Here is a 13,764-nt window from a genome sequence, read left to right on the forward strand (position 1 = left end):
TATCTCGTTATCAAATTACGATTCTTGTTTTCTGTGATCGGGGTAGCGTCAAAAAATAAACATCACTGTAACTTATGGATTTTGTGGGGATTTATATGAAACCGATCATGTTATAGCGAAACGGAAGTTAAAAAAGTGAGTCAGGGGGTGTGGAAACCCAAGGAAGTAGCTATAATGCGCCCCGCCTCCATGTAGCAATCGAGGCGCGGAAGATCGTCATCTCCGGTGAGGTGGCTGGACTTCAAATCCAGTTGGGGCCGCCAGCGGTCCCGGGCAGGTTCGACTCCTGTGATCTTCCGCCAAAATTCCTCCGCAGCCGTCCAAGAAAGTCTAAAAATCCTTTATTTTCATTATAGATAGTGAATAACTCATCCGTAACCGTCCGACAAGATCTCCCTGAATCCGTGAAAAATATGTATAGTGATGTGTATAGATTTTTTATACACATTTTTGACTTATACACATGCCACTTACAGACATACAAATTAAACGAGCAAAGCCCCAAGACAAGCCCTACACATTGAACGATGGACAAGGCCTGTCATTACTCATCAATCCAGACGGCTCAAAGGGCTGGCGCTTCCGCTTTCGCTTTGCCGGTAAAGCACGGCTAATGTCATTTGGCAGCTACGACCTTGTGAGCCTCGCAGAAGCACGTGAGAAACGCGATACAGCTCGTAAGCAGGTAGCAAACGGCATAGACCCAGTAGAAGAACGTAAAGCCCAAAAGCTGGCACAGCAAATCTCAACAGAGAACTCATTCGAAGCCATATGTCGAGAATGGCACACCAATAAAGCTGACCGCTGGACAGTAGCCTATCGCGAAGAAATCATTAAGACATTTGAACAAGATGTGTTCCCGTTCATTGGTAAACGCCCTATCAGTGAAATCAAACCATTAGAACTGCTTGAAGTATTACGACGAATAGAGAAGCGTGGAGCACTAGAGAAGACCAGAAAAGTGCGCCAAAGATGCGGCGAGGTCTATCGCTATGCAATCATAACTGGCCGCGCTGAATACAATCCTGCACCTGATTTAGCCATCGCTCTGGCCGTTCCTAAGCAAAAACATCATCCATTTCTATCTGCCGAAGAATTGCCTCATTTTATTCGGGATCTCGAAGCGTATACCGGTAGCATCATCACCAAAAATGCTACGAAGATAGTCATGCTGACTGGTGTAAGAACGCAGGAGATGCGCTTTGCTACGTGGGAAGAAGTAGATCTCGAAAAAGGTATATGGGAGATACCAGCAGAACGTATGAAAATGCGTAGGCCTCACATTGTTCCTTTATCTACTCAGGTAGTTGACCTTTTTAAACAGCTTAAACCTATTACCGGCCTATACCCTTACATCTTTATTGGCAGGAACAACCGCAGCAAGCCGATCTCGAAAGAAAGCGTATCGCAAGTGATTGAGTTACTTGGTTACAAAGGACGTGCTACCGGTCACGGTTTTAGGCATACAATGTCGACAATTCTGCACGAGCAAGGGTTTGATAGCTCATGGATTGAGATGCAGTTGGCTCATGTAGATAAAAATAGTATTCGTGGAACATATAACCATGCTCAATATTTAGAAAAAAGAAGCGCTATGATGCAATGGTACAGTGATAATATTTATTTAAACAAGGAGTTCACATGGCAAAAATAATAAGCATGATTAACTGGAAAGGTGGTGTCGGAAAATCTACATTATCTTTGCATCTTGGCGTTGGACTGATGCTTGGCTCTGAAAAAAGGCCAAAAGTATTACTTATTGATTTAGACCCTCAATCAAATTTATCATATTTAGCTCTCGGAGTAGAAAAATATGTACGACACGTATACACTCAAAAAAAACCAACATTAAAAAACATATTTGATGATTATTTTGAAGGTAAAACATTCAATACTCGTGATGCTATAATAGAAACCCCCATAACCGCCAGTCCTGGAAAAGTTTGGCTCAACGTTGATCTATTACCCTCTCATCATGAACTAGTTCTTGTTGACATGATGTTAGCAAGGGAAAAGAAAAGTGCATCATCTCATCAAAAGGAAACCGAGCTTGAACTTGATAAAATGGCAATTATTAAAAAGGCCATAGATCAAGTTGCAGCTGACTATGATTATATTATTCTTGACTGTCCACCAAATATTAATCTCGTCACACAAAATGCCTTCTTTGCAAGCGAGTTATATCTAATACCTGCAATTCCAGATTTTCTTTCCACTGTAGGTATTTCTCTAATAAAATCTGAAATGGACAAGCTAAATAATAATTTTAGAGGAATGATTCAATATTCAAATTCAAACATTGAATTTAATGATACTGAAATGCTTGGAATCATATTTAATATGGTAGATGAGTATGCCGAGAAGCCAAAATCAACTCACGAAGAAACAATAGAAGATGTAAAAAAACAGCATCCCAACATGGTATTTGAGAATTATGTTACAGATGGGGATGGAATATCTGTCGCATCTGAAAATAACCTGACTGTCTTTAGCCACAGCTCTTTGCCTCGCTCTAAACCGAATGCAGAAAAACAAAGCCAATATTTGACTAAAGTAATTAAAGAGCTTTACGAAAAGCTGGAGATTGTATAATGAAAACTCATGAGTTAATCTCGTTATTTGATTATATATCTAAGATAATGTCTCACTATCCAAACAAAAGTGTAGAGTATGCACTGGATGATATATTAAATTTGCTAGAAACACGCAACAGCGAAACATCGCTCACCAATAAAAAAGAACCAAAAACGCAAACACAAATAAATAATAGATTATCTAAATCTATAAAAGACAGCATTTCACTACAATATGTCTTTGGAGGAAACTCGAAACCAGACGATAAAACTAGTGAATCATTAAGTAATTTATCTCTCGCCGAGTTAAAAGAAATAGCAACTAAAATGGGCATTAGGACATCATCAAGGCAAAATAAAGGTGTGTTAGTTATGAACATATCCAAAACAATGGAACGGCGAAAGATAGATTCAACAATTAAAGATAAAGATAAAGATAATTAGTGCCGTCTTTTAAACATAGTTTTCGCCCTCTTACATTTAGGGGGCGACAAGGGTTAATTATTATAAAAAATAACTTAATACACTCATCACCATTTGATTATACTATACGGTAAAATACATAAACTCTGCAAAATTAGTAATAACTGATTCAACTAGATGGCCGAGTTTAATATTCAAAATAGCCAAATGCCGCATAAGCGGCATTTTTAATAACACAGTGTAAAATGATTAAATTTTCTCAGATATAGCCTTACAGATACTTGCGTTTTTAAATAAAGTAGCAAGGAATTTATCTTTGTAGTTCTCTTCAATTTCTAACATTAACTTCTCAAGCATACATGCTGTGCTTTTCTGCCAGTCAATAGTATTAATATCAAAATCAAAGTTATTTGCAATTTTTTGGATTGCCAGTGTTCTAAAAACTAGAAATGCTAACATTCTATTGCCATGAACAAGAACTCCATATTCCTTACCCGATTTTTTAGGTAGATTTGCAATCATTGAGCCAATAATTTCATCTATTTTTCGCAAGGCGAAAACAGTATTCCGCAAGTAAATACCATTAGTTTGTGGGTTGAAAATGGTTTTATATGGTGCTTTCTTAAGATTGTCATAAAAACGACCAATTTCTCTTTTTGCCTGAACTGCCAGACCAACTTGCGCAGATGCGCAAGCCAATGCAATGGTCGCCTCAGATAAATCAATTATGGCGGTAGAAGTTTTAACGTTCTCACTTCTGACTATATTATACTCAATACCTTCCAGTGACAGTTCTTTTTTCAACCGTATTTGTTCGTCATCTAAGGAGACAAAGTCTCTACTCTCGATCCTATTTTGACGGTTGTTGGTTTTTGTCACACTAGCACCAAAGTCCTCAGGCGCTCCTTCTAGTGAAATTAACCGGATAGGTAAACGTAATTTATTAAGGTTCGCCCCGCCATCCTGCGCATATTTACCAATTACGCTTACAGTTTGTGCACCATTAACAATACTAATATTATTCGCTTTAAACGAACCAATATCTCTACTATTTCCACCAACCATTGATTTCTTTATGGATTCGGCAACAATTGTTACACCGTTATTGTAATACCAAAAATTCTCAGGTTGTTCTTCAATTGTTCTCTTAACTTCATCATTTACTTCAGTGGCACCTAACATTTGTCTAATATTTTTGGCAAATAGTCTTTTCCCTTTTTTCATCCACCAATTTGCAACTTCTTCGCCAGCTACAATCCCGAAGAAACCTTGATGTGGTTCTTCAATTTTTCCCCATTGAGAGAGACCAATCTCAAGATCGATTGGTTCACCATCCATACCAGATGCAAGCCCACTATGTATTATCGCCTGATTTAGATGGTGGAAACTAACAACATCCTCACTAGTACCATCACCAGCATCGTTTAACTCATTAAGTATTGAGTCCATTACTTGCTGGTTATGTTTACTTAGAGTATTTGAACCAGTATGAATTAAAACAAGATCGAACTTCGTATCAAATTCACCTAAAGCAGTTTCAATCATCTGCTTTTTAAGATTAACTTTATTGTTAAATTTATCAAGTTCAAGATTAATGAGATCCAATACACCATCTTTAAACTTTCTTAAATCACCGTTATCAGGCTCTCCAGTTCCATCTTTTTTCCATTTAGATTGAACAATGATCATTCTTTTACTTGAAGGAGAATAATGAATTGCATCAATACCATTATCATCGGCACCATCAACAACTGCTGACGCAGCTTCATCTATCGATGTATCTCCAATACAATAAACGGCGTAGGCAGAAAGACAACGGGTTAATATTTTAGTTTGTATTTCTTTATCTATAGGATTGAGATCACTGCTATCAATTTTATCAGCGAATAACGCATTAATTTTGCTTCCAATTTGATTTACGTGAATAATGCTCATTTTTTATTTATCCTTTAAGGGGAGCACTGAGAGGGGTTAAAATTTTCATACCTTTTTCTACGCGTTTTTGGCCGTTGAATCAATTACTTTAGTCAGTTCTGGCGCGCAATGCTCTCCCCGCCACGCCTGCCCGCTTCCCGGGGCGCTTTTAATGCAGGTGCATGAAGGGACTCAGGCCGCGACAGTGCTGGTGCGACAGGGTGTGGAAAATTCAGGTTTTTGCATGCAAAGCCATGCAGCGTAGGCATGCATGGCTATTTTTATTAAAAAGACGGGTATTTTCGGGGCGTTTTATGCGGATTTTTTGCGGGGCTGCGCGGCCTGTCGGCGCATGAAAATCTGACTCTGTTCAGGCGTATATTTTGCCCGGTTGTCGTCTCTCGATGCTCTGTCAGGCCGGAAACCGATGGTTGTCAGAATGTCGCGATCTTCCTCTGCGTAATCAATATTTCCTCCGCGGGTTACATGAACGGACAGCGCTTCGCGAACACTGGCGGCCGCCCGGTCGAGAGCCCGTTCTCTGACGATGTCAGGTTGTTCGCTGAGATGCAGTAATTCCGGTGCCAGTGCGGCGGCCAGCGCGTCGCCGCTTACCTGCATAAAAGCGTGGAGCTGACGCCGGATACTGATACGCTGCACGGCCTCATGTGACCGGATGTACTGCCCGGCCGACTGATTTACCGCCCATTTTTTCAGGTCAATATCATCCCGCAGCGCCTGTGCTGCCTCCGGTTCATAACGGGTGCAGGTCAGCTCCAGCTCTTTCAGCGCCATTTCAGCCCGCGCCAGTGCTGACTTGCTGCTCATCCAGTCCGATTTATTCTTCTGACAGGTTTCAAAGGCCTGTTCCAGTAGTGCTCGTGCCATTGTCTTTTCTCCTGAATCAGTGGCGCAGCGATGAGCGGGCGCAGTCCAGAATTCGGGGCGGTGTTTCTGGTACTGTCTGCGGCGGTTCGGGCTTTTCTTCTGCCGGTGGCCGTATTACCTCGTCGATAGACTCGGTGGTGCGAAAGGTTGCGGAGCAAAAGACATTCACGCACTGGAGGTAGCTCTGTTTGACGTTATCCGACAGGTAACGACTGGTACGGACATGGGCAGCCTGTTTGCAGTACGGGCAGCGCATCATGGCTTAACCCCCCGCGATTTTTTCTTCTGTACCAGCTCCTTAGCCCGCGCCATTCTGAGAACAGGGCTTTTATAGAGTTTCATGTCCACGCCGGTGAGTGCCGGACGGTGAAGCCCAATTTTTGAAATTACCGGCTCCTGCGCCATGTTGAATGTGTAGTACCTGCTTTGCGCCAGTACATTCTCCCCCAGCTCCTGAATGAGAACGTTGTGAGGGTGTTCTTCCCCCTTCATTTCGAGTTCACGCAGACGTAACGCAAATGCGCGCACCAGTGAGGGAGGGATGTCTTTCATCACGGTCGCCCACTCATTCCGGGAGTAGGCAGAGAACACCGTAAAATGCGTGCCGACGTACTTATCTCCTGATGTACAGGCGGACAGCATGGTACTGGCCTTATCATCGTTGAGTTCATCAATCAGGGCGGTGAATTCCTCCGCCAGCTCCCGACCGGCCACTCGCTGACTGTGTTCGGCTTTCAGTTCCGGGGTCATCATGCCGCGCAGTTCGCGAAAACGGGTACGCCAGTTCTGTTCGGCTTCGGCACTTTCATTCAGGGCGTTCTGACGCTCTTTCTCACTGCGGGTAATGGCCGCATCAATATCATTCAGTTTCAGCATGTTTTCCGTGTGCGCGGATTTGGCCTTGCTGAATGCCTCAAGCGCATTATTTATCGTGGCCTCTGCGTTCTGGTTTGCTTTCTCGTTAAGGCTGTCCAGTGCGCTGTCAATGGCCGTGCGGATGTTCTCATCCTGCGTGCTGCCGATGGTTTTCATTACCGCGGTAAACAAATCTGGTTTCATCGTCGGGTTCTCTCTGTGTTTTCAACCTGACGCCATTCTGCCGTCCCTCAGACAACAACTCGATTCATTGCCGTTGTAGCAGACATGGCACAAACAGGACTTAAAAACCCGGCTGGCCAGAGAAAGGTCGCAGGAAACCCCCTCTCTCTGTTTGTTTTTTTACATATAACTATTCACTACTGTTCACTCAGTATAAAAATATAAGTAAAACAATAAATTAAAGAGTGAACAGTTGAGAGAGAAGTGTTCACCAACTGTTCACTAGTGTTCACTGGTCTGAACATCCCGAATGTAAATTTTATGCGGTATATCCTATTAATTCATGCTGTTAGGGTGATTTAATCAATTTGCATTTCACTTTTGAAATCTCCAGCGCCTTATAACTGCTTCCAGCACCTTTAAATGGTCATGAGTAAAAAAACAGCACCCGTTGTCCCGTGCTTTGTACAATTTCCCCCTGTTGCATTGAGAAAAAATATTCACAAAATAGAGCGCTACCTGATACCGGACGGACACGTCCGGATCTCTGCGGATATTAACGAGGTAGCGTTATGCACACAGTTTCATCAGTACCATCGTCCCCCACAACCGCGCACCTGATGCCGGTTTCAGCCCCGGCTCAGGAACGTTTTTTACGTCTCCCGGAAGTCATTCATCAGTGCGGTCTGTCCCGCTCCACGCTCTACGATTTAATTGCCCGCAATGCTTTCCCGGCGCAGGTTTCCCTCGGGGGTAAAAATGTCGCCTGGCTGCAGTCTGAAATCACAGCGTGGATGGCAGAACGTGTCGCGCACCGCAACCGGAAATACGACGCATGAATCAGAGCCGATTTCACAAAGCCCCTTTTTCTGGCTTGCATCCGTTGTGTGTTTCCTGGTACAGTTTTGTCGCTGTCGCAAAATCGACAGCCGGGCGTGGAAACCCGAGCAACTCGAAGGCGACACCAGACGCGCCATGCGTCTTTTTTTGTGTCGCAACTAACGCCACAGAGCGCCAGATAATGGCGTGGTGTGCGGATCGTCGTGCAGACGTCACTTTGTGTCTCCTGTCCGCAATCGCATATCATGCTGTCATGTCAATGGTAGCTCAGGCGGGGCAGCCCTCGGGCTGGCCGGTATTCTTCGAGGCCGGTATTTCCACCCCCGTCTGGGCTATCGCCACTGAGCGTGGAAACTCCGGCGATAGCAATAATTTGCTACTCGAAGGAGGTTGCCTTATGGCTACGACCCTCACTCCGTCTCACCCGCAGTTTGTCTTTGTGTTTGCCGCCGTCCGTCGCGCAGACCGTAAGCCCCGTATCTGTATGCTCCGCACCGTGGCCGGTGACGAGCTGGCCGCCCGCCGCACCCTTGTCCGGGAATATGTGCTTTCCCTTGCCGCCCGTCTGCCGGTTGTGGAGGTGTCACATGCCTAATAAAAACACCCCTCAGACCGTCTCAGCGCGTCGTGATGACCTTAACCCCATGAAGGAACACCTCAGCATAGAGGCGTACCATAAACTCAATCGCGCCAGCGCCGTCTCGCAGTTCATCGGTGGAGATTTGCTGCGCCGTGAGCTGAACGGTTTACACCAGCTATACCTGCCGCAGATTTTTAGTTATATCCATGAGGACGTCAGCTACGTCCTGGAAGAGCTGAAAGCCAAAGGCCTGTGCCGTGACTTTCTCGCCACGACGTCGGGAAACGGAGGGGAGCACCATGTTTGATTTCCCTCAGCCGGGCGAAATATATCGCTGTACAGGATTTCCTGATGTGGTGGTGTCAGGCGTGCTGGCCGACGGTATTCCGTGGGATATGCCGTACCGCTGTCCGGGGCTGGTCTGGAACCCTTACCGGCGCACCTACACCATCCTCATTCGTATTATTGCCGGTGGCCGTATGGCAGAAATTCCGCTCAGTCGTTTTTTGCGGGACTTTACCTGTGCGCATCCCGATGTATTTAAGCGCAACCCTGAAAACCGCCATGCCGTATTACGCGAAATAGCGGCCGACCCGGCATTACAGCAATACCGGGCGCGGAATATCGATAACTATCCTGATGATATTCCCCCGGTTAAACGCCCGGCGCCGGTGGCGCATAAATGGCGGAATAATTTCAGGCCGGAAACGGAAATAAAACCGGATAACAGCTACCGCCATTATCTGTAATTAAAAACGACACCCAAAAATAAAATGTGCGTATCTGCGCAGGGATACGCACGTCCTCAGGAGACGAAATAATGCCTGTTAACAGTACGGAACGGCCGCAGAATATAAACCAGCCCACTATCAGCCGGGCAGACCTTGAATGTCTCGAACATCTTCGCAACGTCGGCCAGCTTGTCGGCGACCTGATGCAGGTGCAGGACTGCACCACCGTGCGCCACAATCCGGCGCAGCAGCTACAGCTAACCTCGGTGATTTACCTCATGACTGCCCGGCTCGACGGCGTGGTCGACCGCTGCAATCAGCGCTGGCTGACCGGGGAGGGCAGTGTATGAAAAAGCCATTAACGCCCGTCTTACGCGCCGCGCTCTATCGCCGGGCGGTCGCCTGTGCCTGGCTGACCCTGTGCGAACGTCAGCACCGCTACCCGCAGCTCACGCTCAGTACGCTGGAAAGCGCCATTGCGACCGAGCTGGAGGGCTTCTATCTGCGCCAGCACGGCGAGGAAAAAGGCCGCCAGATTGCCTGTGCCCTGCTCGAAGATTTAATGGAAGCCGGACCACTCAAGGCCGCCCCGTCGCTGTCCTTTCTCGGGCTGGCCGTGATGGATGAACTCTGCGCCCGCCATATCACCGCACCGGTACTGCACTGAGGGAGAAAATAACGATGAAAATGAACGTAACGGACACCGTAAAACAGGCGTGCGGCCACTGGCCGCGCATTCTCCCGGCGCTGGGTGTAACGGTCATCAAAAACCGCCATCAGGCCTGTCCGGTGTGTGGCGGCTCCGACCGCTTTCGCTTTGATGATAAAGAGGGACGCGGGACGTGGTTCTGCAATCAGTGCGGCGCGGGTGACGGGCTTAAGCTGGTAGAAAAAGTGTTCGGCGTGACCCCGTCAGAGGCCGCCGGGAAGGTGAACGCCGTGACCGGCAACCTGCCGCCGGTTTCCCCGGCGGTGACTGCGGCCGCAGACGCTGAAACAGAGGCAGACCGCAAAGCGGCGGCCGCGCTGGCCGTAAAACTGACGGAGAAAGCCCGACCGGTCACCGGCAACGCCTACCTCACCCGCAAGGGCTTCCCCGGCCGGGAATGCCTGACGCTCACCGCCCTGCACAAAACCGGCGGTGTGACGTACCGCGCCGGGGATGTGGTTGTCCCGCTTTATGATGATAGCGGCGCACTGGTTAACGTCCAGCTCATTAACGCTGACGGCCTCAAACGCACCCTGAAAGGCGGTCAGGTCAAAGGGGCGTGTCATATTCTCGACGGGAAAAAAGAGGCGGGAAAGCGGCTGTGGATAGCGGAGGGCTACGCGACCGCGCTCACCGTGCATCACCTGACCGGCGAAACCGTCATGGTGGCGCTGTCGTCGGTGAACCTCCTTTCTCTGGCGAGCCTTGCCCGTCACACATACCCGGCCTGCCGGATTGTGCTGGCCGCCGACCGTGACCTCAGCGGCGACGGCCAGACCAAAGCTTCTGCGGCCGCAGAAGCCTGTGAGGGCGTGGTCGCCCTGCCGCCGGTGTTCGGTGACTGGAATGATGCGTATACACAGCACGGCGGGGAGGCCACGCGTAAAGCCATGTATGACGCCATCCGGCCACCGGCTGACAGCCCTTTCTCTACCATGAGCGAGGCGGAATTTACCGCCATGAGCACCAGTGAGAAAGCCATGCGGGTGCATGAGCATTACGGCGAAGCGCTGGCGGTGGATGCGAACGGGCAGCTCCTGTCCCGCTATGAGGCGGGCATATGGAAAATCATTCCGCCATCGGACTTTGCACGCGACGTGGCCGGGCTGTTCCAGCGTCTGCGCGCCCCGTTCTCATCGGGGAAAATTGCCTCGGTGGTCGACACCCTGAAACTGATTATTCCGCAGCAGGACGCCCCGGCACGGCGGCTGATTGGCTTTCGCAACGGCGTGCTTGATACCAGTACCGGTATATTCAGCCCGCACAGCAAATCGCACTGGCTGCGCACCCTGTGCGACGTGGATTTCACCCCGCCGGTGGAGGGGGAAACGCTGGAGACGCACGCGCCGAATTTCTGGCGCTGGCTCGACCGCGCCGCCGGTTCGCGTGCCGATAAACGTGACGTGATTCTGGCTGCGCTGTTTATGGTGCTGGCGAACCGCTACGACTGGCAGCTCTTCCTCGAAGTGACCGGTCCCGGCGGCAGCGGGAAAAGTATTCTGGCCGAAATAGCGACCATGCTCGCCGGGGAAGATAACGCCACGTCGGCGACTATCGAAACGCTGGAATCCCCCCGCGAGCGCGCGGCGCTGATTGGTTTCTCGCTGATACGTCTGCCTGACCAGGAGAAATGGAGCGGTGACGGGGCAGGACTCAAGGCCATCACCGGCGGGGATGCGGTCTCCGTCGACCCGAAATACCGCGATGCGTACTCCACCCATATTCCGGCGGTGATACTGGCCGTAAACAACAATCCGATGCGTTTCACCGACCGCAGCGGCGGGGTGTCGCGTCGCCGGGTGATTATGCACTTCCCGGAACAGATTGCCCCGGAAGAGCGTGACCCGAAGCTGAAAGATAAAATCGCCCGGGAGCTGGCCGTCATCGTGCGCCAGCTTATGCAGACGTTCAGCGACCCGATGACCGCGCGCACACTGCTCCAGTCGCAGCAGAACTCCGACGAGGCACTCAGCATCAAGCGCGATGCCGATCCGACGTTTGATTTTTGTGGCTATCTGGAGGCACTGCCCGAGCCTGACGGTATGTATATGGGGAATGCGAATATCATTCCGCGACAGCCGCGCCTGTATCTGTATCACGCCTATCTGGTGTACATGGAGGCACACGGCTACAAGAATACACTCAGCCTGACCATGTTCGGCAAAGGGCTGTCATCGATGCTGAAAGAGTACGGGCTGAATTACGCCAGGCGGCGAACAAATCAGGGGATACAGACGAACCTTGCGCTCAGGGAAGAAAGCAACGCCGACTGGCTGCCCCGGTGCGATGAAACCACCGCGACATAACCTACCCGGACCGGCATCAGCCGGTCTTTTTTTACCTGAAATCCCGGAAAGTGAACAGTAAAGTGTTCACTGTTCACGGACTATTCACCGCGTATCACGTTGAAATTAAAGACAAATAATGGCGAGTGAACAGTGTGAACAGTTTTCCGTAAAAAAAGTTTTTTTCGTAGTTTGAGGTTGTGCGAAAAATGAGCACATCCGCTCATGTGTATAGCGATGTGTATATTATTGATGTGTTATATATTTTTAAAGCAATAAAAACATGACGTTACGCGTGTTTTTTGACTCCTGTGATCTTCCGCCAAAATGCTTTTCTTATCCCAGCCATTTGTCATATCTCCTCAGTACACGAATTCATTTATGATCCTCGTTCAAATGTTTAAATTCAATTATTGATAACGAGAATCATATATGAGTACTGCACTTACCATTATAGCCATTACTGCCACTTTGATTAGCCCATTAATAGCTATTCAAACTCAAAAATTCATTGAAAAACATTCACAAATAAAATCATTAAAGATTGATATATTCAAACAACTCATGGCAACCAGATCTCCGAATGCTCGACTATCTAACGAACATGTTCGTGCATTAAATATGATCGACTTAGCATTTTATGGAAAAATAAGAAGAGCAAAGGCCAGAAGAAGCGCTTCTGAAAGTGATGTATTATCTTCCTGGAAGCTTTATTTTGCACATTTGAATACATCATACCCTGATAACGACAACGCCTTAGGAACCATATGGAACCAAATAAGCAACAATCTTTTCTTGGACTTATTGTCAGAGATCGCAAAAGATATTGGCTATAATTTTGAGCGAGTGCAGTTACAAACAGCCATATATTCCCCTGTGGCTCATGGGGCAATAGAGAACGACCAATTAAAAATCAGGAAGGGTTTAGCTGCAATATTTTCAGGAGAAGATGCCTTAAAAATGGAGATCATAAATATCCCAGGAAGGCAGGATAATTAATCGGCCCACTATTTATCTTGAGGCTCAATCTGCAGCCTTACCAACTCCTTTCTCCCCAAGGTTTTGAGCCAATTCCCCAAGCTCATCCCCTCTGCCTTTGCAGCTGCCTCGAACTGCGCCTTTAACTCAGGCGTAATACGAATCTGGAAGGTCGGTGCTTTTCCGGATTTGGACTGGTTTGGGTCGCGTTTAACCGTTGACATGTACGTACCTATAAGAGCAAGACATCACCAACCAGGTACGTACTTTTCCTTTGGCGACCTGATCTATAAATGCTCCCACCCGGTATTCGCAGTACCTGACGAGTGCTAACCTCACCAACTATCAAGGAGTTGATTATGGCTGATTCGCATTCTACCCCAGACACTGACCAATCCGGAGCCGAGCGTTCGTTAATTGTGGGATATCGCCCGAATGTTTTCGACATATCCACGCCCAAAATTATCCTTCCCGGCAAGTGGTTAGGCACGGCTGGGTTTGATACCGGACAACAGATTACCGTAAAAGTGATGAACGGTTGTATCGTCCTGATGGTCTATGGCGAGCAGGAGCAACGGCTGCAGGATGAGTTGAAAGAGGTACAGCAGAAGCTGGCAAGAATTGAGAGTACGCTGGCGACTCTCCAGTGAAGTACGGCTGAACCTGTAAGCCATACTTACAGGTTCACCAGGTGCCGGATGGCGCTATCGCTTATCCGGCCTACTTTTCTGGCCCCCTCTTCATAGTGACCACCAGAAAGATATCGACTATAATGAACGAATCGAACGATTCATGCGAAATGGTG

17 protein-coding genes and 1 tRNA gene are annotated in these 13,764 nt (G+C 48.0%); 13 read left to right on the top strand and 5 right to left on the bottom strand.

Annotation, left to right across the window (positions count from 1 at the left end; genetic code table 11):
• The first annotated feature begins 207 nt into the window (after positions 1 to 207).
• From FDX22_RS29265 to FDX22_RS29280, 4 genes are all read left to right on the top strand, one after another.
• Positions 208 to 302: transfer RNA gene (locus FDX22_RS29265), tRNA-Sec, on the top strand.
• A gap of 161 nt (positions 303 to 463) precedes the next feature.
• A complete protein-coding gene (locus FDX22_RS29270) occupies positions 464 to 1,654 on the top strand; it encodes an integrase arm-type DNA-binding domain-containing protein (protein WP_142464171.1) in 1,191 nt (396 codons plus the stop codon).
• On the top strand, positions 1,642 to 2,592 hold the full coding sequence (locus FDX22_RS29275) for a ParA family protein (protein WP_142464172.1): 951 nt from the start codon (positions 1,642 to 1,644) through the stop codon (positions 2,590 to 2,592). Before FDX22_RS29270 ends, FDX22_RS29275 begins: the two co-directional genes overlap by 13 nt.
• Positions 2,592 to 3,017 (top strand): hypothetical protein, encoded by a 426-nt coding sequence (locus FDX22_RS29280; protein WP_146718171.1) that lies wholly within the window; start codon positions 2,592 to 2,594, stop codon positions 3,015 to 3,017. The genes FDX22_RS29275 and FDX22_RS29280 overlap by 1 nt, the downstream gene beginning before the upstream one ends.
• Positions 3,018 to 3,245: 228 nt before the next feature.
• On the opposite strand, the gene FDX22_RS29285 is transcribed toward FDX22_RS29280, so the two are convergent.
• From FDX22_RS29285 to FDX22_RS29300, 4 genes are all read right to left on the bottom strand, one after another.
• Entirely contained in the window at positions 3,246 to 4,931 is a 1,686-nt protein-coding gene (locus FDX22_RS29285; protein WP_142464174.1) for an AIPR family protein, read from the bottom strand.
• 291 nt (positions 4,932 to 5,222) lie between these two features.
• Positions 5,223 to 5,798 (bottom strand): phage polarity suppression protein, encoded by a 576-nt coding sequence (locus FDX22_RS29290; protein ID WP_146718172.1) that lies wholly within the window; start codon positions 5,796 to 5,798, stop codon positions 5,223 to 5,225.
• Positions 5,799 to 5,814: 16 nt separating this feature from the next.
• Positions 5,815 to 6,057, bottom strand: a complete 243-nt coding sequence (locus FDX22_RS29295; protein WP_000984214.1) for an ogr/Delta-like zinc finger family protein — start codon at positions 6,055 to 6,057, stop codon at positions 5,815 to 5,817.
• Positions 6,054 to 6,857: a capsid protein gene (locus FDX22_RS29300; protein WP_146718173.1), complete on the bottom strand. Its 804-nt coding sequence runs from the start codon at positions 6,855 to 6,857 to the stop codon at positions 6,054 to 6,056. Before FDX22_RS29300 ends, FDX22_RS29295 begins: the two co-directional genes overlap by 4 nt.
• Positions 6,858 to 7,408: 551 nt before the next feature.
• On the opposite strand from FDX22_RS29300, the gene FDX22_RS29305 reads away from it, so the two are divergent.
• The 8 genes from FDX22_RS29305 (at position 7,409) to FDX22_RS29340 (ending at position 12,980) form a co-directional block, all read left to right on the top strand.
• On the top strand, positions 7,409 to 7,675 hold the full coding sequence (locus FDX22_RS29305) for an AlpA family transcriptional regulator (RefSeq protein ID WP_016242327.1): 267 nt from the start codon (positions 7,409 to 7,411) through the stop codon (positions 7,673 to 7,675).
• Entirely contained in the window at positions 7,672 to 8,271 is a 600-nt protein-coding gene (locus tag FDX22_RS29310) for a host cell division inhibitor Icd-like protein (protein WP_044699577.1), read from the top strand. The genes FDX22_RS29305 and FDX22_RS29310 overlap by 4 nt, the downstream gene beginning before the upstream one ends.
• Complete coding sequence (locus FDX22_RS29315) at positions 8,264 to 8,563, top strand: Derepression protein (RefSeq protein ID WP_146718174.1); 300 nt, start codon at positions 8,264 to 8,266, stop codon at positions 8,561 to 8,563. Before FDX22_RS29310 ends, FDX22_RS29315 begins: the two co-directional genes overlap by 8 nt.
• Positions 8,556 to 9,005, top strand: a complete 450-nt coding sequence (locus FDX22_RS29320; protein WP_044699580.1) for a hypothetical protein — start codon at positions 8,556 to 8,558, stop codon at positions 9,003 to 9,005. The genes FDX22_RS29315 and FDX22_RS29320 overlap by 8 nt, the downstream gene beginning before the upstream one ends.
• Before the next feature lie 71 nt (positions 9,006 to 9,076).
• Positions 9,077 to 9,337, top strand: a complete 261-nt coding sequence (locus tag FDX22_RS29325) for a hypothetical protein (protein WP_233620975.1) — start codon at positions 9,077 to 9,079, stop codon at positions 9,335 to 9,337.
• A complete protein-coding gene (locus FDX22_RS29330; protein WP_146718175.1) occupies positions 9,334 to 9,654 on the top strand; it encodes a DUF5375 domain-containing protein in 321 nt (106 codons plus the stop codon). Before FDX22_RS29325 ends, FDX22_RS29330 begins: the two co-directional genes overlap by 4 nt.
• A gap of 14 nt (positions 9,655 to 9,668) precedes the next feature.
• On the top strand, positions 9,669 to 12,002 hold the full coding sequence (locus tag FDX22_RS29335; protein WP_146718176.1) for a primase-helicase zinc-binding domain-containing protein: 2,334 nt from the start codon (positions 9,669 to 9,671) through the stop codon (positions 12,000 to 12,002).
• A 411-nt stretch (positions 12,003 to 12,413) separates the two neighbouring features.
• Positions 12,414 to 12,980 carry a DUF6680 family protein gene (locus FDX22_RS29340; protein WP_146718177.1) on the top strand — a complete coding sequence of 189 codons (567 nt, stop codon included), beginning with the start codon at positions 12,414 to 12,416 and terminating at the stop codon, positions 12,978 to 12,980.
• An 8-nt stretch (positions 12,981 to 12,988) separates the two neighbouring features.
• Here FDX22_RS29340 and FDX22_RS29345 read toward each other — a convergent pair whose 3' ends face one another.
• Positions 12,989 to 13,183: a toxin-antitoxin system HicB family antitoxin gene (locus FDX22_RS29345; RefSeq protein ID WP_146718178.1), complete on the bottom strand. Its 195-nt coding sequence runs from the start codon at positions 13,181 to 13,183 to the stop codon at positions 12,989 to 12,991.
• 135 nt (positions 13,184 to 13,318) lie between these two features.
• Here FDX22_RS29345 and FDX22_RS29350 point away from each other — a divergent pair, with 135 nt between their 5' ends.
• Positions 13,319 to 13,609 (top strand): SymE family type I addiction module toxin, encoded by a 291-nt coding sequence (locus FDX22_RS29350; RefSeq protein WP_146718179.1) that lies wholly within the window; start codon positions 13,319 to 13,321, stop codon positions 13,607 to 13,609.
• Positions 13,610 to 13,764 lie beyond the last annotated feature (155 nt).

Source organism: Citrobacter sp. TBCS-14 (assembly GCF_005280805.1).
GTDB lineage: Bacteria > Pseudomonadota > Gammaproteobacteria > Enterobacterales > Enterobacteriaceae > Citrobacter > Citrobacter gillenii.

What these genes read in the sequence shown, in the direction of transcription:
- FDX22_RS29295 (WP_000984214.1), bottom strand. Translation starts at nt 6,057, where the DNA reads ATGATGCGCTGCCCGTACTGCAAACAGGCTGCCCATGTCCGTACCAGT.
- FDX22_RS29270 (WP_142464171.1), top strand. Translation starts at nt 464, where the DNA reads ATGCCACTTACAGACATACAAATTAAACGAGCAAAGCCCCAAGACAAG.
- FDX22_RS29275 (WP_142464172.1), top strand. Translation starts at nt 1,642, where the DNA reads ATGGCAAAAATAATAAGCATGATTAACTGGAAAGGTGGTGTCGGAAAA.
- FDX22_RS29310 (WP_044699577.1), top strand. Translation starts at nt 7,672, where the DNA reads ATGAATCAGAGCCGATTTCACAAAGCCCCTTTTTCTGGCTTGCATCCG.
- FDX22_RS29330 (WP_146718175.1), top strand. Translation starts at nt 9,334, where the DNA reads ATGAAAAAGCCATTAACGCCCGTCTTACGCGCCGCGCTCTATCGCCGG.
- FDX22_RS29280 (WP_146718171.1), top strand. Translation starts at nt 2,592, where the DNA reads ATGAAAACTCATGAGTTAATCTCGTTATTTGATTATATATCTAAGATA.
- FDX22_RS29350 (WP_146718179.1), top strand. Translation starts at nt 13,319, where the DNA reads ATGGCTGATTCGCATTCTACCCCAGACACTGACCAATCCGGAGCCGAG.
- FDX22_RS29315 (WP_146718174.1), top strand. Translation starts at nt 8,264, where the DNA reads ATGCCTAATAAAAACACCCCTCAGACCGTCTCAGCGCGTCGTGATGAC.
- FDX22_RS29290 (WP_146718172.1), bottom strand. Translation starts at nt 5,798, where the DNA reads ATGGCACGAGCACTACTGGAACAGGCCTTTGAAACCTGTCAGAAGAAT.
- FDX22_RS29345 (WP_146718178.1), bottom strand. Translation starts at nt 13,183, where the DNA reads ATGTCAACGGTTAAACGCGACCCAAACCAGTCCAAATCCGGAAAAGCA.
- FDX22_RS29320 (WP_044699580.1), top strand. Translation starts at nt 8,556, where the DNA reads ATGTTTGATTTCCCTCAGCCGGGCGAAATATATCGCTGTACAGGATTT.
- FDX22_RS29305 (WP_016242327.1), top strand. Translation starts at nt 7,409, where the DNA reads ATGCACACAGTTTCATCAGTACCATCGTCCCCCACAACCGCGCACCTG.
- FDX22_RS29325 (WP_233620975.1), top strand. Translation starts at nt 9,077, where the DNA reads ATGCCTGTTAACAGTACGGAACGGCCGCAGAATATAAACCAGCCCACT.
- FDX22_RS29340 (WP_146718177.1), top strand. Translation starts at nt 12,414, where the DNA reads ATGAGTACTGCACTTACCATTATAGCCATTACTGCCACTTTGATTAGC.
- FDX22_RS29285 (WP_142464174.1), bottom strand. Translation starts at nt 4,931, where the DNA reads ATGAGCATTATTCACGTAAATCAAATTGGAAGCAAAATTAATGCGTTA.
- FDX22_RS29300 (WP_146718173.1), bottom strand. Translation starts at nt 6,857, where the DNA reads ATGAAACCAGATTTGTTTACCGCGGTAATGAAAACCATCGGCAGCACG.
- FDX22_RS29335 (WP_146718176.1), top strand. Translation starts at nt 9,669, where the DNA reads ATGAAAATGAACGTAACGGACACCGTAAAACAGGCGTGCGGCCACTGG.